Source organism: Marinobacter gelidimuriae, from assembly GCF_000372805.1.
GTDB classification, from domain to species: Bacteria; Pseudomonadota; Gammaproteobacteria; order Pseudomonadales; family Oleiphilaceae; genus Marinobacter; species Marinobacter gelidimuriae.
In genome coordinates this window covers 142502-160647 of sequence record NZ_KB889875.1, presented here as the reverse complement: position 1 = coordinate 160647, position 18146 = coordinate 142502, and the positions used below count along the sequence as shown (strand labels likewise).

At 55.0% G+C, this 18146-nt stretch carries 19 protein-coding genes and 1 pseudogene; all 20 read right to left on the bottom strand.

Annotation, left to right across the window (positions count from 1 at the left end):
• Positions 1-111: 111 nt before the first annotated feature.
• Positions 112-594: a beta-ketoacyl-[acyl-carrier-protein] synthase family protein gene (locus tag A3OI_RS0107025; protein ID WP_018403592.1), complete on the bottom strand. Its 483-nt coding sequence runs from the start codon at positions 592-594 to the stop codon at positions 112-114.
• A gap of 21 nt (positions 595-615) precedes the next feature.
• On the bottom strand, positions 616-900 hold the full coding sequence (locus A3OI_RS0107020) for an acyl carrier protein (RefSeq protein ID WP_018403591.1): 285 nt from the start codon (positions 898-900) through the stop codon (positions 616-618).
• Positions 901-905: 5 nt separating this feature from the next.
• The gene (locus A3OI_RS0107015) at positions 906-2072 is read right to left on the bottom strand and encodes an ABC transporter permease (protein WP_177313688.1); all 1167 of its coding nucleotides are present in this window, start codon (positions 2070-2072) and stop codon (positions 906-908) included.
• A gap of 10 nt (positions 2073-2082) precedes the next feature.
• Positions 2083-2835, bottom strand: coding sequence for an ABC transporter ATP-binding protein (locus A3OI_RS19565; RefSeq protein ID WP_018403589.1), 753 nt, complete (start codon positions 2833-2835; stop codon positions 2083-2085).
• A gap of 41 nt (positions 2836-2876) precedes the next feature.
• Positions 2877-3422, bottom strand: coding sequence for a methyltransferase family protein (locus tag A3OI_RS0107005; protein WP_018403588.1), 546 nt, complete (start codon positions 3420-3422; stop codon positions 2877-2879).
• Between the two features lie 34 nt (positions 3423-3456).
• Entirely contained in the window at positions 3457-4683 is a 1227-nt protein-coding gene (locus A3OI_RS0107000; RefSeq protein WP_018403587.1) for a beta-ketoacyl-ACP synthase, read from the bottom strand.
• On the bottom strand, positions 4683-5408 hold the full coding sequence (locus tag A3OI_RS0106995; protein ID WP_026224049.1) for a 3-ketoacyl-ACP reductase FabG2: 726 nt from the start codon (positions 5406-5408) through the stop codon (positions 4683-4685). Before A3OI_RS0106995 ends, A3OI_RS0107000 begins: the two co-directional genes overlap by 1 nt.
• A 2-nt stretch (positions 5409-5410) precedes the next feature.
• The gene (locus A3OI_RS0106990; protein ID WP_026224048.1) at positions 5411-5884 is read right to left on the bottom strand and encodes an ApeP family dehydratase; all 474 of its coding nucleotides are present in this window, start codon (positions 5882-5884) and stop codon (positions 5411-5413) included.
• 12 nt (positions 5885-5896) lie between these two features.
• On the bottom strand, positions 5897-7066 hold the full coding sequence (locus tag A3OI_RS0106985) for a beta-ketoacyl-ACP synthase (protein WP_018403584.1): 1170 nt from the start codon (positions 7064-7066) through the stop codon (positions 5897-5899).
• A complete protein-coding gene (locus A3OI_RS0106980) occupies positions 7063-7668 on the bottom strand; it encodes a DUF3261 domain-containing protein (RefSeq protein ID WP_018403583.1) in 606 nt (201 codons plus the stop codon). The genes A3OI_RS0106985 and A3OI_RS0106980 overlap by 4 nt, the downstream gene beginning before the upstream one ends.
• A 22-nt stretch (positions 7669-7690) precedes the next feature.
• On the bottom strand, positions 7691-8926 hold the full coding sequence (locus A3OI_RS0106975) for an NAD(P)/FAD-dependent oxidoreductase (RefSeq protein ID WP_018403582.1): 1236 nt from the start codon (positions 8924-8926) through the stop codon (positions 7691-7693).
• Complete coding sequence (locus A3OI_RS0106970; protein ID WP_018403581.1) at positions 8923-11256, bottom strand: MMPL family transporter; 2334 nt, start codon at positions 11254-11256, stop codon at positions 8923-8925. Before A3OI_RS0106970 ends, A3OI_RS0106975 begins: the two co-directional genes overlap by 4 nt.
• Positions 11257-11259: 3 nt before the next feature.
• On the bottom strand, positions 11260-11868 hold the full coding sequence (locus A3OI_RS0106965; RefSeq protein ID WP_018403580.1) for an outer membrane lipoprotein carrier protein LolA: 609 nt from the start codon (positions 11866-11868) through the stop codon (positions 11260-11262).
• The gene (locus A3OI_RS0106960) at positions 11865-12284 is read right to left on the bottom strand and encodes an acyl-CoA thioesterase (protein WP_018403579.1); all 420 of its coding nucleotides are present in this window, start codon (positions 12282-12284) and stop codon (positions 11865-11867) included. Before A3OI_RS0106960 ends, A3OI_RS0106965 begins: the two co-directional genes overlap by 4 nt.
• Positions 12281-13834, bottom strand: coding sequence for an HAL/PAL/TAL family ammonia-lyase (locus tag A3OI_RS0106955; RefSeq protein ID WP_018403578.1), 1554 nt, complete (start codon positions 13832-13834; stop codon positions 12281-12283). The genes A3OI_RS0106960 and A3OI_RS0106955 overlap by 4 nt, the downstream gene beginning before the upstream one ends.
• Positions 13831-14802 carry an LpxL/LpxP family acyltransferase gene (locus A3OI_RS0106950; RefSeq protein ID WP_018403577.1) on the bottom strand — a complete coding sequence of 324 codons (972 nt, stop codon included), beginning with the start codon at positions 14800-14802 and terminating at the stop codon, positions 13831-13833. The genes A3OI_RS0106955 and A3OI_RS0106950 overlap by 4 nt, the downstream gene beginning before the upstream one ends.
• Positions 14802-15551 carry a glycosyltransferase family 2 protein gene (locus A3OI_RS0106945; RefSeq protein ID WP_018403576.1) on the bottom strand — a complete coding sequence of 250 codons (750 nt, stop codon included), beginning with the start codon at positions 15549-15551 and terminating at the stop codon, positions 14802-14804. Before A3OI_RS0106945 ends, A3OI_RS0106950 begins: the two co-directional genes overlap by 1 nt.
• Positions 15551-17326: an AMP-binding protein gene (locus A3OI_RS19560; RefSeq protein WP_018403575.1), complete on the bottom strand. Its 1776-nt coding sequence runs from the start codon at positions 17324-17326 to the stop codon at positions 15551-15553. The genes A3OI_RS0106945 and A3OI_RS19560 overlap by 1 nt, the downstream gene beginning before the upstream one ends.
• A complete protein-coding gene (locus tag A3OI_RS0106935; protein WP_018403574.1) occupies positions 17319-17870 on the bottom strand; it encodes a COG4648 family protein in 552 nt (183 codons plus the stop codon). The genes A3OI_RS19560 and A3OI_RS0106935 overlap by 8 nt, the downstream gene beginning before the upstream one ends.
• A gap of 15 nt (positions 17871-17885) precedes the next feature.
• Positions 17886-18145: pseudogene (locus tag A3OI_RS19555) on the bottom strand (acyl carrier protein).
• Between the last annotated feature and the right edge of the window lies 1 nt (position 18146).

Sequence of the window (18146 nt, the reverse complement as noted above, 5' to 3'; positions counted from 1 at the left end):
TGCCAGACGTGTGCTCGTTCGGTTGGGGTCATGCTGATTCCTCATGGAATGGGTGAGGAAGTCAGTGTGTGCAATCGGCGAGCCGAAATGTAGGTGCTGATTTATTGGCGCTTACGCCGTACAAGCGGTATTGAGCGCAAAGTCCGCACCATGAAAGCTGAACTGCTGCTGCAGATACCGGCTGATCTGGCTGAAGCCGTCGAGTGGCAGCGGAATGGCAGTTTCAGGGTTGTCACGGTATTGCTGGCGATACCCTTCCTCGGCAATACCGATTCCCCAACAGGAAGAACCGATAAATACCGGAATAGTGGCGCGCTGCTCCAGGGTCAATGGATGCTCAGCCAATAGCTCACCAATCGCCTGATTCAATAACCAGTGCAGGCGACCTCCTGCTGACTCCGGAGCACCGAGGACAGCGTGGTAAGGAACCGCGATAGGCTCTTCGAAATGCGGCAGAGACAGCCTACCGGGGGCGGCGACAGTATCGTTGAACAGCGCCGTGAGATTGCTGCGCTTGCCATTGCCCAGAGCACTGACAATACCACTGGCGACAATTCTGACGGGTGCTGTCGCTGATCGTTTTAGATCTTTCATTGAGAGTTCAATAACCCAGGGTCAGTCGGCAAGAATGAATTCCGCCAAGGTCGTTACCGAGGCCAATGCCATGCGAGTTTCGTTACCACTGTCGATGTGTTTTTTGTAGCGGCGTTTCACTTCCAGAGAAATGCTCAGAGCGTCCAGCGAATCCAGATTCAGCCGGCTATCCGGTCCGATCAGGTATTCGTCGTCCTGGATATCGGAGGCTTCAATATCCACATCGCATTCCTCGACAATCAATTCCTTGAGCTCTGTTTTGAGTTTCGACGTATTCATACCATCACTAATGTTGTTGACTGACATGTGCGTTATCCCCGTTCCGGGGCAGCACGGCGGTAACACCATATAGCAAGACTCAGCATAAGCGCTGCAAACCCCAACAGGGCACCCACTTCCGGCAGGACATCCACCACCGTGCCATTGCGTAACAGGATGTCAAAGAAACCATCAAGCCCCCAGGACATGGGCGAGTAACTGCCTATTTCTCGCATGGCATCAGGCATTAAAAACCTGGGGACCATTACGCCACCAAGTGCGGCCATAATAATGTTAAGGACACCAGAAACAATCGTGGCCTGCTCAATGGTACTCGCAATCTGCGCGACCAAAAGCGCATAACTGACCGCGGCCAGGCTAACGGCCACCGCAACCAATATCAGACCTTCGGGATTTTCACCCAAAGTCAGTTGATCACCACCCAATAGCGGGATCATATACAGACCGATCAGAAACAATACCGCCACCTGTAACAAGTTGACGATGAAAAACGGAATCACTTTACCGGCCAGCAGCTTTACCGGGCCAATACCCATGCTTTGCAGCCGCAGCAGGGTACCCTGTTGTCGCTCGTTGATCAGAGTGGTCGACAGTGGGATGGCGATAAAAAACATGGCAAACAGCAACCATGCGGGCACATTCTGCTGCACCGATGACGGCATAGCGCCACTGTCGTCATACAGGGAACGCGTTTGAACGAGATCCGAAGATTGCGCTTCCAGACTGCTTTGCACACCCGGCATGGTTGCCAGCCGATAACGCAGGTATAATCGGTTCAACAGTTCTGTGACCCGGGCTTGTCCAACACTGGCAAATACCGGCGACGTTCCGGGTGAAAACAGAATTTCGACCGCCGGCTCGCGATCGACAAGCAACTGATCAAAACCGGGCTTCACTCGAACCAGAAATTTCACTTTATCCGCCTGCGCCAGGGCCTGCATTTCCTCCCAGTCGCTCTGTGTAGGCAATCGCTGCAGTGGTGCCATAGTGGCCAGCTCCCGCTCAAAGGCGCGACTGAGCCCACTGTCGTCCTCACTGAAAAGCAGGAAATCCAGTGTCACTTCTTTGTTCATGGCGTACTGATTCTGCAGAGCAAAGGTCATGATCAGCACAAATATAGCGGGCATCACGAACAGTAACAGCAGGCCATGGGGATCGCGACACAGCAGCAGCAATTCCTTGCGGATCAGTGCGATCATAACGCCCATTTCAGTCCCTCAAGTCGCGAGTAGTGAGATCCAGAAACAGGGACTCCAGGCTGGATTTCCGACGATGTCCGGTTTGGGGCGCCTCGGCCAGCAATTTAACCAGGGCGCCGCTGCGGAGTATCCGACCGTGGTCCATAATGGCCACACGATCACATAACTCTTCTACTTCTTCCATGTAATGGGAGGTGTAAATCACTGTGGTACCGGTAGCACCCAGGTGACGAATGGTTTCAAGAATAAAGTGCCGGGAGTGGGGGTCGATACCCACCGTTGGTTCATCCAATAGCAGCAAGCGGGGTTGGTCTAACAAGCCGATGGCCAGGTTCAACCGTCGCTTAAGCCCTCCCGACAATTTGCCCGCGCGGCTGTCAAGCCTTTCCTTCAGCCCGGTTTGTGCGACCGCGTCCTGAATTCGCTGTTTGATTTTCTTCGCCGGCACGCCTTGAACACCGGCAAAAAAAGCCAAGTTTTCCCGCACGGTTAATGGCTGATAAAAGGCATACTCCTGCGGCACTAGGGAAACCCTAGAGGCAGCACGACCAGCCGGGGTAGACAAATCCTTGCCGTTAATGAAAACACACTGCTGCGGACACGGAATCAAGCCGGCCAGAAGCGACAACAACGTGGTCTTGCCGGCGCCGTTAGGGCCAAGCAGACCGAATAACGCATTGTCGGGCACATCAAGATCGATCCCCTTCAGCACCGGGCTTGCCGATGGTGTGTAACTGAATTCAAGTTGGCTAATAGCAATCACAGGTGGTTCCGGTCGGTTTCAGCACGCTGGCTTGCGTATGGTTATACCAGAAATGGGAAAAACAGTTTGCTGGAGCGGCGGTAGCGTTCATAGGCCTCATCGAAGAAGGCCAGGTTTTCGCGCTCCTCCGTTCGCGCCGTCAAATAAAGCGCCAAAGTGACCAAGCTCACCACCAGCAGTCCATACCAGGAAAACTGTTTCAGGAAGATCCCCCAGGCAAGCAGCACCAACGAGGTATACATCGGATGCCGGATATACTGGTAGATTCCCGTTGTTACCAGATGGCTGGTATTTTCAAAACTAAAATTTTCCGGCAGTTGGCCGCTCTCCCGGTGGCCTCCCCGCAGACGGAACTCCCGGACGCCTGCAACCACCATCCAGAGCGACAACAACATCAACAAGCTAGACACCAACTGGTGGAAGGAAATCAGATTGTCGTGCCAGTAACCAATACGGTAAACCAGCAGCCAGGCAATACCGGCAAAGGCAAAAAACCGATAGAACCCGTGGCAACCCGGGTTCCTGAGCTGGTGCCAACAAAGCCAAGCCAGAACTGCTATCGAGCCGGCGAAGATTATTAACTGCATAAACCCACTCCATGCTCGGCCAGCTTGAACATCATTACGGCCACCGGCGGAAAATCAGCGATGTATTGATGCCACCGAACGCAAAGTTATTGCTCATCACGTACTCGCAGTTAATCTCACGCGGCTCGTTGACGATGTAATCGAGATCCGCACACTCCGGATCCACCTTGTTTAGATTGTTGGTGTGGTGAAAACGGTTGCGGTTCATCATTTCCAGTGCCACCCAGGACTCCAGAGCACCACAAGCGCCCAGAGTGTGCCCGGTGTAACTCTTCAGGGAGCTGATAGGTGCACGGCTTCCGAAAATGTCATGGGTGGCATGACTCTCGGCAATATCACCACGGTCGGTGGCGGTTCCATGGGCACTGACATAACCAATCGCGCTGGCATCAAGGTCAGCGTCTTCCAGCGAGAGCTCCATCACCTGGCGCATCGTTTCGCGGGTCGGCTGGGTGATGTGAGTACCATCGGAATTGGTGCCAAAACCGACAATCTCGCCATAGATATGGACGCCACGGGCCCGAGCATGCTCCAGTTCTTCGAGAACCAGCGTGCAGGCGCCTTCACCGATCACCAGGCCATCCCGCTCGGCATCAAAAGGTCTTGGCGTTGACTCCGGTGAATCGTTAACCGTACTTGTGGCATATAGTGTATCGAATACCGCCGCTTCAGTCGGGCACAACTCTTCAGCCCCTCCGGCCAGCATCATGGTCTGACGACCGAACCTAATGGCTTCGTAGGCGTAGCCAATGCCTTGGCTGCCAGATGTGCAGGCACTGGATGTTGTAATAACCCGCCCTTTAAGCCCGAAAAACACCCCAATATTGACCGGCGCCGTATGAGACATCATGCGGACATAAGACGTAGCAGTGATCCCATCTACCACTTCGTCGATCAACATAGTGGCGAATTCTGTAACCGCATTTGTGGACCCTGTAGATGAGCCGTAGGAGACACCCATCCTGCCATCACGGATACTCTCGTCGTCCAGCAGGCCGGCATCATCCAGTGCCAGTTCGGAAGCCCGGGTTGCCATCAGCGCCACCCGTCCCATACCACGTACTGCCCGGCGAGAATAATGTGCCGGCTTTTTGAAATCAGTCACCGGCGCGCCCAGGAGGGTATTCAGGCCGGTAAAACGTTTCCAGTCTGTCATGGTCCGGATACCATTGCGCCCGGCTTCCAGGTTGTCGGACACGGTTTGCCAATCGCTACCGATCGGAGAGATTCCGGCCATTCCGGTAATCACAACTCGCTTCATCAGCAGATACCTCCGTTGACCGAAATAACTTGTCGGGTGATATAACCCGCATCCTCCGACATTAGAAAGCTGATGGTGGCCGCCACTTCCTCCGGCTTGCCGAGACGTTGGCAAGGGATCATTTTCAATGCTTCCTCGACAGGAACTCCTTCGATCATGTCAGTTTCAATAAGCCCCGGAGCGACGCAGTTCACCGTTATCTTGCGCTTCGCCAGCTCCACTGCCAACGCCTTGGTCGCACCGATGATCCCAGCCTTGGCCGCACTGTAATTAACCTGCCCACGATTGCCGTTAAGCCCGGATACGGACGACAGGGTAACGATCCGGCCAGGCTTGCGCCGGCGAATCATGGGCATAACCAGAGGGCTGAGCACGTTGTAAAAACCATCTAAATTTGTGCGCAGCACCAGATCCCAGTCTTCACCGGAAATGGCGGGGAAAGCGTTATCACGGGCAACACCGGCATTGCAGACAACACCATAATAGGCACCGTGCTCTTCGACATCGTCCAACAGCACACGGGACACCTGCTCCCGGTCAGTAATATCAAACTGAAGAATTCGGGCGTTTTGTCCCATCGCTTCAATTTCCTGCTGAACATCCTGTGCCCGGCCGGTTTCCCTGCGACAATGGAGAACGACATCATATCCGTCCCGCGCCAGTCGCAACGCGCACGCACGGCCAATACCTCGACTGGAGCCGGTGACCAATACTGTTTGTGTCATACTCATGCTCCAAAAACTTTTCTGAAATCAACCGGCTGAAACACATTTAGCCGGGTGGTGACCGCAAAACTCTGACCATCTGGCTGCTCGCATGTCAGCTCGCAGTCAAAGACACCGAGCCCGTTTTCACCCATTACCACTTCACTGACAACAACCGTAAGAGTGCTGCCCACCGGAAATGCTGGCCGCTCCGCCTCATATTTGCGCGTACTAACCAAAAACCCCACCTTTACAGGTTCGTTCTGACGTATCGCACGAGTCCCGGCCAAGGCGGCAACAGACTGAGCCATGTACTCGATGCCAATCCACGACGGCATCCAGCCCCCACTCATGAACAGGTTGTCTTCTGTCAGTTTAGAGGTGGCTTTCAGCCAGGTTTTGTCATAGTCAACCACTTGGTCCAGCAGGCTCATTCCGCCACGATGGCGCACCAACTCGTCCACGTTATAATGCGGTCTCTGGTTCGTTATCGCCACGATCTCAACACCTCAGTTCGCGGCACTGAACACCAGTGCGATGTTATTGCCACCAAAGGCAAACGAGTTGCTCAGCGCATGCTTGGACGCCGCGGGAAGCGTCTGGCCCGGCGTCACCAACTCCAAAGCCGGCAACTCTTCATCTTTTTCACCATCCCACCAATGCACCGGTAAATGACCATCACCGACCAGCGTGAGCCAGCAGAAAGCCGCTTCCAATGCTCCGGCCGCGCCCAGAGTGTGGCCGGTCAGCGGCTTGGTGGAGCTGCACAGTGGTGACGTTTCAAATATTTGGCTGACCGCCAAGCTTTCCATGCTGTCATTCTGGGGCGTGGCGGTACCATGCAGGTTGATATAGCCAATCTGTTCAGGCTTCAGTCCCGCGTCGTCTAACGCAGTCTTGATGGCATTGCGGGCACCGATCCCTTCCGGATGTGGCGCCGAAATATGATGGGCATCGGAACATTCGCCCACCCCGGACAGGATGACCGGCCCGGGCTCATGAGACATCACGAAAATACTCGCTGCTTCGCCGATGTTGATACCGTCACGGTTGCGACTCATAGGATTACAGGTCGTTCCACTGACGGAGTTCAAGGCGTCGAAGCCGTTGACCGTGAGCCGGCAAAGACTGTCCACACCGCCACAGATAACGGCATCACAAACGTCGGCTTTGAGCAATCGCCGGGCGCTAGCCAGTGCCTTGGCACTGGAAGAGCAGGCGGTGGATATGGTAGTTGCCGGCCCTGATAGGCCAAGATGACGAGCCAGAAACTGTGCCGGCGCGCCGATTTCTTGCATAGAGTAGTGATACCAGGACGGCAAACCCTCGGGCCGCTCTTCAGAGAATGCGTTCTCGGCATCGCCAATGCCGGAGGTGCTAGTGCCCAAAACCACGCCGATACGATGGCGCGCATGATTTTGCAAAACCCGGTCCAGCTCAGGCTGCACCTGTTCCACAGCTTGCAGCAGCAGACGATTATTACGGCTGGCATGCCGCCCTTTAATTATCGGCAGTTCGACCAAAATCACGCCCAGCGGCAAGGCACGACCCGGCGTATAAGCTTCGGTGACGGTCAAATGTGTCGGCTGCGCGGCCATCAGTGCTTCGACCACCTCGTCTGTTGTGGCTCCAAGAGCACAGACGACACCAGGTTTATGTAGGTAAATGGGGCTAGTCATTGCCCCGTCTCTTGCCTATTACCCGACCCGGACGGAGCCGCAAGATCCTTTACTTTCAGGGTTTCGACGGTCATCACCAATCCCATCCGTGGCTGGTTTATTATCAGTTTCGATCCTGCCTTGAGGGCATGAAAATCGGGGGCGCAGCTTACCATTACCAGCAATTCATCTTCAAGATAAAGCGCCCGCTGTGTACCCTCCTGCACAAAGACCCATGGCAAACCATAAGCCTCTTGCAATGCCGCTTTTGGCCAATAGGCCAACTGTAACTGGGTCATCAGCCAACGAGCGGGAATGTCCCGGTCCACCTGCTCGCTTTGCCAGATGCTGACCTTGCCATCTTCATGCACAATATCCAGCAGGCGCTGACCGGTCAGGGTGAAGCCGGTCATCCTGGTCTGTTCGGGGGTGAAGCTGACCACTACCATCATGTGGTGGCGCCGATCTTCCAAGGTTAGGGTCATGCGTTGGTTCATCTGCACGGCCATATCACCGCTCCCCGGCTCCAACAACGGCGGCACCGGGGGCAAGGGGCGAACCCCCAGCATATTACAGCCGGCCAGGGTTATTATCGCCAAGGCCAGTAACACGCCTCTGATCACAGCTATCGCCAACCATCTGCGTTCACGCACGACACAACTCGGCCAGTGTCGCTAGCCGGCGGCGACTTTCGCTAACATACGGGTTTTTGGTATCCCAGGCATAACCGGCCAGAATGGATGAAATCATTCGCTTGACCGGGTCGGAGGGATTCTCTGCGAAAACCACGTCCTGAAAAGTGCCTTCGTACCAGGCGTCCACGTAAGTGCGGAAGGTATCAACGCCGCTCATCAGTGGCTCGGCATAATCCGCCTGCCAGTCGACGGTTTCTCCGCAGAACTGACGATGCAGGGCCTGTGCAGCCAGACTGGCGGATTTCATCGCGATGGTGACACCCGAGGAGAACACCGGATCAAGGAATTCGGCGGCATTGCCCAGAAGTGCGTAGTTAGTGCCCCACAACTGTTTGACGTTGCAAGAATAACCCCGTATCGGCCGGACTGGCATGTCCCATTCAGCATTGGCCAAAAGGGCAGAAAGGTTCGGATCTTCACCGACAATTTCCCGCAACACATCCAATGGATCCCCGTCCCTGCTTTCGATGAACTCAGGTTTTGCCACCACACCCAGAGAGCAGCGACCATTGGCAAAAGGAATAAGCCAAAACCAGACATCGCGCCACTTCGGGTGCACAGTAATGAGGATCTTGTCGCGATCATGGCCTGGATGGTCGATCTTGTCTTCAACGTGGGTGAAGAGCGACATTCTTACCGGAAACTCGGAGGGTGTCTCCAGGTCCAGGAGGCGCGACAACACACGGCCAAAACCACTAGCATCCAGCACGTATTTGCCCCGAGCCTCATACTCCTGGCCGTCATCAGTGCACACTCTTAGCCATGGACGCTCACCACTGAAGTCGGCCGCCGTAATTTCATGACCATAGCGAATTTCGGCGCCCTTTTTCTCTGCTTCTTGGGCCAGCAGATGATCAAAATGTGCGCGCTGGACCTGAAAGGTGGTTCCCCGGCCCGAGGAGAATTTTTCGCAAAAATTGAAAGAAGTGTTTTTACCATTGTAATGAAAAGCAGCACCGTTCTTGTACTGGAAGTCGGCATCCTGAATGACCTCTGTCATACCGGCTTCCTCTAGAAACTCCATGCACTGAGGCAGCAGGCTCTCACCAATGGAAAAGCGGGGGAAGTGCTGTTTTTCCAGGATCGTTACCTGGTATCCGTGCTTGCGCAACAGCGCTGCCGCAACAGCCCCCGAGGGGCCCGCACCGATGATAATGATGTCGCTTTCCAAATCCTTTGTAGTCAACTCTGTATTCTCCTTTGAAGTACAAACGCGATCAGCCACGCCAATCCGATTCCCGGCAGTACCGTCATGCCGAAGTGGTGCAGAACGGGTGTTTCACTCAGCGCAAGCAAACCGAACGCCAATAACGAGGTAATCGCAGACAGGGTAACCGCCTCCCATGCAGGCAGCTCGCCGTTACTTTCGCGCACAAAAATGCCGATATCCAGTCCGATACCCAGAATCAGCAGTGCCGCCAGCAAATTGAACAGGTTCAGCGGCTGGCCGAACACTGCCAGCAATCCCAGGGTCATAACGGTTGCCAGAGCCGGCGGCAGAATCACCCGCCACCAGTGCCGACCATAGCGCATAATCAACACCAGCATCACCAGGCTATAGGCGAGCGCCATCCACAGACTGACGGTTACCCGGTAACCGCCGAGTAAAGCGGAGGTCCGGCCCACACGATCGACAAAGCGCACGCCCTCAAGCCCGTTTGCTAACGCCGCCAGCTTGTCATACACACTAGCATTTGCCGCACCGCCAATGGTAATCAGCGATGCTGACGGCGACTCCAACAGATCCGGCTCCAGCCACAAGGCAGTCAGCAGATCGGCGACAGGTGTTTTTTGCAGGTCATCTGGCACCAGCCAACCCGGATGGTAACTGGAAAACTGCTGCTCGCTCCGGGTTGCCAGCCGTGCTGACATGCCCAACGACTCGAACAACTGCTTCGGCAGCCCAGTTTCATAAACGCCGGCTTGCACAAGCTGCCGGTTCTTCTGTTGCTGCTGAATTGATGGCACGAACCCGGAAACCGACTGATAGGCCTGAAGCTGCCCATCGGAAACCAGACGATCCAAGGCTACCCTGGCCCGCTCCTCTCTTTCCAGAACCTGCTGAACGGATTCACCTTCGACCAGCAGGAAGCGGGCGCTTCCAGGATTTTGGCTCAGCCGCTGTACCTTTTGCTCTTGGGCAACCAAAGCAGCAGGAGACGACTGCAACGCCCCAAGGCTGTCGTCAAAATGTATGATCGGCAGGCCCGCCAGCGCAACGAGCACCAGTGCAACTAACAACATTGCCAGCGGAGCACGAAATCGGGCCAGCACCTGCAGCCATTGTCCCAGCTGCCCTGCCGTTTCACTGACCGGAAGCCAAGGGCGAGCCAAAGGAAACCAGAGTACAACGGTTATCCAGGCACCAATCAGGCCGGCGGCGGAAAACAGCGCAATCTGTTGTAAACCGGGAAACGGCGTGAGGGCCTGGGCACCGTAGGCCAGACAGCTGGAAACCAATCCCAGGGTAATACCTGGAAGAATGCGCCCGATACCTTCGGTGCGGCTGTAACGGACATGGCACAGGTAATGAAACGCATAATCCACCGATACGCCGACCAAGCTGGCGCCAAACGCCAGCGTAACCAGGTGCACCTGGCCGAAAATCATTAATGAGACAGACAGCGCCACCAGCAACCCGGTCCCGATGCTGATCACAGGCAACCATAAATAATAGAGGGAGCGAAATTGCCAGAGCAATAACACAACGATGGCAACCAAGGAGCCAACACCAATAGTAGACAGCTCTCCCTTGGCCTGCTCGGCACCTGCAGCGGCGTGAAAAACCAACCCGGAACGCAGAAATTCGTTCGAAGCCTTATTTTCGTGAACCAGCTCCCCAGCGGCCTGAATCGCATCCAGCAACGGCTTATGGGTAGCTTGAGCGAACGGATCACCAGCAAAGGACGCCGTGACAACCCGGTAGTGTCGATCACCGTCGCGGGCATAAAGACCCTGTTCATCCACCGCAAAACCGGCTGCAGGGGTAAGGTTTTCCAACCATATGCCCAGCAGATTGAGCGGGTCGTCTATGATAGAGGCCGAGCGCGGACGACCGATGGGGCTGACCAGCTCTCGGACTGCACCGGAAACCAGCGCCAGGCCTTGCCCGCTTGCCAGCTTTTCAGCAATATTTTCGGGCAGCAGTTGGTATCGGTAAGGTTCATAGACGGTTGTCATTTGCGACAACCAGCCCACCCTGGCCCGGACCGTTACCGAAGTAAACGCCCCGGAGTCTGACAGGCTGCTGGCAACCTGATCGGCCAGCACTTGCAATTTATCCCGGTCGGCATTCGCTCCACCAACCAGCAGCAACACCCGGTTAGCCACAAAGCTATTCATCCGGTTCATGGCACGCTCAACCAACGGTTCCTGTTGGTCCTGGGGCAGTAATGCCAGAATGCTAGTATCGAAAGTGTTTGACGACAGGCGCGGCAAGAGCTGCATCACCAGCAGCAACAATACCAGCGCCCACAGCAACGCCGGCCAACGATAGGAACGACAACGAGCAATCACGGGCTACCTGGCTTTGACATCATTCAGCTGGATACGGGTCCGATCGCCATTGCTCTCGCTCAGAATCAGAACCTCCAAGTATTCCGAGCCCTGCAACTCGATGGTGTTCAGATAGGACTTTAACAGCTCATCTTTGGGTTCCAACTCTAAACGCCAGGGCGATGCTTCCTGCATCGATCGGATGGTGAAACGTTTCTCCAGCGCGTCCCAATCGCCTCCGAAGATCGCGAAAAAGACCTCACTGATTGCTCGGGTCATGGGCTGTTCGTCTACATTCATGCGCATGACTTCTTCGCCATCCTGCCGTTCCACAATCTCGTTCGGGGTAATTCTCAGATTGGTAGACACCGGCTTACGGATACTCCAGCGCAGTCCTTCATCGGGGACAAAACTGAAATGACCGCTGGAGTCCAGAGTGGTATCCAGATCCGCAATATACTTGCTTTGCTCAAATTTGCCTTCAAGAAAGGCGACACTGGCCTGGTCGCCAAGCAGATTTTCCAAAGCCGATGCGTCTTCGGTATCAGGCTCGGAAGCCCACACAGCAGAAACTATGAAGACCATAGACACTAGAACCACCGCAAACCGGCCAACCAGTGACAGCAATGTCATGAAGTTTCCCCTTCAATCCGTGCCACCTTGTCGAGAAGAATCTGCGGCGAGGCGAAACACATTTCACTATCTGACATCCTGACGGCGACCTGAACCGTGTGGCCACGGGTCAGTCGTTTGCCAGATTGGGCATCAGTAATGATGTAGTCAATTTTGAGCCGGTGTTCCCATTCCTTCAGTACCGCCCGCACATTCAAAATCTGATTGTAACTGGCCGGTTTGGCGTAGCGCAGGTGCATATCTATCACAGGCCAGGCATAACCGGAATCGCGCATGCGCAAGTGGTCATAATCCAGCTTATTCAACAGTTCACAACGGGCAATTTCGAAGTACTTGACGTAATGGCCATGCCAGGCAATTTCCATAATGTCGATGTCATGAAACGGAATTTTGACCTGTGCGTCAGCATAAATCATCGAGGATTTTCCTCTAAATTCTCCGGGTATAGCAGCCATTCCCGGTTCTGGATTCGGGTGATCAGGGCACGAAGTTCCTGTTCCAGGGCCCGGTCCTCGGTCAGCTTCGTGCTGGTCTGACGAACCGACTCCAGCGTTTTCCGCAGTTCGCCACCGATCCCATCCCATGACAGGTCGCCCTTTTCGATACGCAGTTCCAGCCCCTGGCACACCGCAAAAAGTGCAGAGGCGGTCACTTGTTCGGTCAACTGCAGTATCCGCAGACAATCGCGGGCCGCAATAGTCCCCATGCTGACCTTGTCCTGGTTGTGGCACTCGGTAGAACGGGAAAATACGCTGGCCGGCATGGTCAGTTTCAGTGCTTCCGCCGTCCACGCCGAAGCACCAATCTGGACAGCCTTAAGGCCATGGTTGATAGCCGCCCGTTGGCCGCTAGCACCGGACAGGTTGGCCGGCAGACCATGATTGAACTTCACATCCATCATCTGTGCCATTTGCCGGTCTAGCAAGTCGGCAATATTGGCCACCGCGGTTTTCAGTGAATCCATGGCCGCTGCGATATGGCCACCGTAGAAATGACCCCCGTGGAGAACGTGTTCACCTTCGGCGTCGATGATCGGATTGTCGTTGGCGCTATTAAGTTCGTTCTCGATGAACTGGCGCAGCCAGGGCAGAGAGTCTTCAAGTACCCCGATAACATGTGGGGCACAACGCAACGAGTAACGATCCTGCAGTCGGTTAGGGTTACGTGGCAGTTCGCCGGCATGCAGATCCTCGCGCAGTCTGGCGGCAATTCGCTGCTGACCGACGTGAGGTTTGACGGAAAATAGCACTTCGTCGTAGTGATGAGCATTGCCATCCAACACCAGCGAGGCCATGGCGGTAATACGGGTGGCCAGTCGCGACAGATATTCCGCCCGTTCGAAAGCCAGGCAAGCAAGCCCGGTCATCACTGCGGTGCCGTTCATGATCGCCAGGCCTTCCTTAGGTCTAAGGCGTAGCGGCGTAATGCCTTGCTCAGCAAAAACATCCGCCGTTGCCCGGCGCTCGCCTTGCCAGTACACATCGCGCTCACCACACAGCACCGCCGCGACGTAAGACAACGGTGTTAGATCACCACTGGCACCGACCGACCCTTCTGAAGGAATAACCGGTACTATATCTCTCTGTAGCAACAGCACCAGTTGTTCCAGCAATTCAAAGGTCACGCCGGAGTAGCCGAAGGTCAGCGAATTCAGCCTGGTAGCCACCGTGGCTCTGGCCTGAACCGGACTAAGCATTTCACCCAGCCCGCAACCGTGAAAGGTAAACAGATGATGCGGCAGTTCCGCCACCAAATCATCGGGAATCATGGTGGTGCAGGAATCACCGTATCCGGTGGTTACGCCGTAAATCGCACCATCTTCTTCCAGCAACTGTTCCAGAAAGGCACTACCCTTGCGGATGCCAGCCACGAACGCCGAGTCTTGGCTGAGCATGACGTCCTTTTCACCGCGGGCAATGGCGGTAATGTCTTCAATGGTTATCGGTTTTTCGTCGAAAGTGATCATTGGTCAGCGCTTTTCTCACTATGGGAGTTGGTACTCTGGCGGTACCAGAACGAATAAAAATTGAACCATTGCAACGGTGCTTTTTCGCAGTAATCGGCCAGTAAATCAGCCCAACGCTGCAAGGTTTGCTGCAACGCCATCTCTCGTTCACGCCTCGGAAGAACGATACGATCTGCAAAATAGTCTATGTACAGGTCATAAAAGGGTTTGCCTTCGCCTGCCCGGCGCAGGCAGAAAATCGTCAGTACCGGGCACCGAAGAATGGCCGCCAGAATAAACGGACCCTGGGGCATGTGACACAGTTCTCCCAAAAAAGACACCTCACTGACATTGCCCTGGCCAGACGCCGGCGAGCGATCACCGGCAATTACCAAAAACTCCCCCGCCTCGATTTTCTGCTGCAAGACGATGGCCGTGGCCGGGCTGATACTGGAAACCTGAATAACGTTCACATGCGCCTCGCTGTTGGCACGGGTCAGCATTTCATTGAAACGTATGGCATGAGCGGTGTGCATCAGCACATTGAACGTTACATTGGTGTTGCGCTTCGCAAGCGCCCGGCAAATTTCCAGATTGCCCAGATGGGAGCCCACCATCACACAGCCCTTGCCTTGTTGCACCAGGTTGTCGAACACCTCATGGTTATGGAATTCGAGCGCATCAAGTGTGATATCACCCTGCCAGACCGCCAGTTTATCAAGCATGCTTTCGCCAAAGTTCATGAAATGACGATAACTTTGGAGTAGTAATGACTGGCGGGATTGCAGGCGACCTTGCCCCCGCATATGCCACAGATACTCTAGCGATGCCTCTCGAGCCGACTTTCGAAACAGGAAATAGTACAGAATGACCGGGTACAGACACACCCGAAACGGCAGGCGCCCGAACAATTGATAAACCGCAAATAAAAAGCGAATTCCACTGACCGCGCCAGCCTCTGCGATGTTGGACCAGTGCTTATCTTTCACTATGGCGCTCTCCTTGAAGGGCCACGGCGCAAGAGCAATCGCGGCAAGCGCCAAAGCATTCCGAAAAACAGCCGGGTATGCATTTTAGTAATCAGCCAATTATCCTCAAAACCCCGGAAGTGAGAAATACCATCCTGAGGGTAACGCACCTGGGTCTTCGTCTGCACAACCCGGCCACCTTGCCAGAACCATTTGACCAGCACTTCGGTATCGTAGTCCATGCGGTCGCCAAGGTACTGGCTGCGTATCAACTGGCATACCCGCTTGACCGGGTACACGCGAAAACCACACATGGAATCGCGAATTTCCAACGACAGGGTGTTGATCCACACCCATACATGGGTCAGGTAGCGGGCGTAGTAACGCAAAAGAGGCACGCTGTCGTCGTATTCAGGCATACCAGAAATAAGCGCGTCAGGATGTTTTCCAGACAAGGATATCAGCCATGGAATTTCCGCCGGGTTATGCTGACCATCGGCATCAATCTGAAGGGCATGACAGAATCCCAGTACTTCAGCCCACAACAATCCGGCCTTGACCGCCGCTCCCTTGCCGCAATTTTCCGGCAACCGCTTCAGGTAGACCTGCGGGTCTGCTTCGGCCAGCGTCTTCATTATTTCGGCACAGTCAGGTTCGCTACCATCGTCTACCAGTATTACCGGAAGGCCCAGTTGGCGAACGTCGCGAACAGTCTGGGCAATAGTGCCCGGGTGATTATACACCGGAACAATGGCGCACAAATCAGACATCAAGCGGACTCCTGCGACGCATCAAACACCATCCGTCCGGAGGAAAACGCGATATCGCCGTCATGGAGGCGGAACACGATTCGGCTGTGTTCGGGTTGCAGGGAGATTTCCATAGAAACTTCCCGGCCCGGTCGAATCAGTTCCTGAAATTTCACCACCTCCATCCGGGAGAACGCATGTCTATTTGCCAATCGCTCACCAAACATCGCTCGGGCGTAATGCTCAACCCAATGAACCTGCACCACCCCCGGTAGTACCGGAATTTCATCGAAATGCCCGCGAAAGTATACCAACTCAGGTAATAGGCGAAGGCGTAGTAATGCCGTGTTGGCGTCTAATAACTCGCGCTTCAACACAATCGGCCAGCGATTGCTGACGCAATCATCAGAACCGAAACGATTTTGCTCAGCATTCTCGAAAAGTGCCGTCAGATGTTGTTGTGGAACCTTACCCTGAGCATTGCGGGGTAGTGCGTCTACCAGTCGCCAACGACGCGGCAATACCGGGGTTTCGAAATGGCCGGCAAGCCATTGACGCAGATTTTTGGTGACGGCACGCTTGCCTTCGACTTCAAACCATTGCCGACCGGCCTCACTCAATACCGCCACTACCGCGGTCTCAGTGCGCTGGCCGCTGAGTGCTACCACCCGCACTTCTTCAATATGCGGATGCTCAGCTAGCCGGGACTCCATGCTCGTCAGAGAAACCCGCTTGCCTTCAATCTTGGCAATCCGGTCCAGCCGGCCAAGCAGGCAAAATCGATGAGGACCGTAAACCTCGGCTTGGTCTCCCGTCATAACCCAGTCATCGCTGCCCAGTAAGGGCGATTGCAACAACAAGGCCCCGGTTTCTGGCTGAGTGGACACTTTGACACCATCCAGGGTCGTCCATACCTCATCTTTCATCTGCTGGCGCCAGGCAATGCCGCCCGTTTCAGAGCTGCCGAAGATTTCCGTCACCAGCACACCGAAATAGCCACTGCCAAAGGCGCTGTGTTCACGCGCCAGCGGTGCTGTAGATGAGACAACTAGAGTCCAATTGCCCGCAGCGGTTTCGCCGAGCTGATGTGGCCAGCGCGCAAGATGGGTCGGTGTTGTGACCAGTACTGCGGATGGCACTTGCTCCGCACGGGCCAGAACTTCTTCTGCATAATGGCAAATTTCAGCCACGAAGGGACGACGACCAATAAGCGGCCACAGCACCCGCCACAACAAGCCGTAAATATGTTGATGACTGACCGTGCCGATAACCGTGGACCGGCCAACCAATGCACCCCAGCGGCTTTCGTGCATGAGCACTTCATTACCTAGCTGGGCCAGACTTGTGGGCACCGCCTTCGGCGCGCCGGTAGTGCCCGACGTGAGCACAATCACAGCCAGGTGAGAAGAATCCAACGGTGGAAATGTCGGAGCGATTCCCGCAGGGTCCAGAGCAGGAACCCGGATGAGCGGAAGACCGACGTCGTCATCAAAGTCACCGGCAAGAGCGCCAACTCGCTCTTGCAGTTGCATCATGGTTGCCGGCAATCGATCTCCTGCTAGCAGCGCCGTTTTACCAGCATACCAGAGCCCGAACAGTGCGGCGGCAAACTCGCAGGCGTCTTCCACAAACACACCAACAATCTCTGCTGCCTGCTGCTCGGCGACCCTCTGCCAAGCAGCTACTCGACACGCAAAGGCCTGCCTGGTCACCACGGTATTACCCCGCAGAGCAACGACCGCATGCGGTTCACCAGGAGTACTGAGAACATGCATCAGGGATGTTGATTCAGTCATCGTGTTGACTCCGGTAATACTGACGGAAAAGCCATTCGCCAGCGAACAGAGAGCCCATCAACAGGTAACTTATAAAGCCGTTATAAAGAGTCCAGATACCGTCTCCGTGGTAGACCGTGCCGGTGGCGATTGCGCCATTGACCACAAAAAAACCACACCAGATCTTCGTGACCTTGCGCGTGTAAGCAACACCGGAAGGTGGCAAGTCAGGCTCCTTGAGCCGGGCAAGCTGCTCAATGACGGTGGGAGGAAACAGCAGGCTCCAGACGAAGACGCTTAGCAGACCGACACTAACCAGTACCGGGTAGAACTTAACACCGATGGCAGACTGCTGCCCCCAAGACCAAGCGGTTAACAGCACACAGCCAAGCAACCACCACCAACCACTATGCCGCCCCCTGATCGCGCGATACCCGTGCAGGAGCCCGATGGGCAACAACAACCATATCGTTGCCCCCGTGCCGCTATGCTGCAGCGTGAAGTAGACTGCTACCGGATATCCTACCGACAGCAGGCCAATACCAATCCGTGACGGCCATTCCATAGATTCGGATTTATCTCACTTCTGCAGCAGTTGATCGACGGCGTTCACCACATCCTGCACCGTGCGGACCACCTTGAAAGCTTCGGGCTGAATTTTTTGCCCGTCCACTGTTTGAGCTCGACGATCAGATCGATGGCATCAATGCTGTCGATATCCAAGTCTTCATACAAATTCGACTCGGGTGTGATGTCTTCTCGTTCCAGTTCAAACAGGTCAACCAACACCCCAGCAATGTGGTCGAAAATCTCTGCCTGACTTTTAGCTACTTCTGTCATC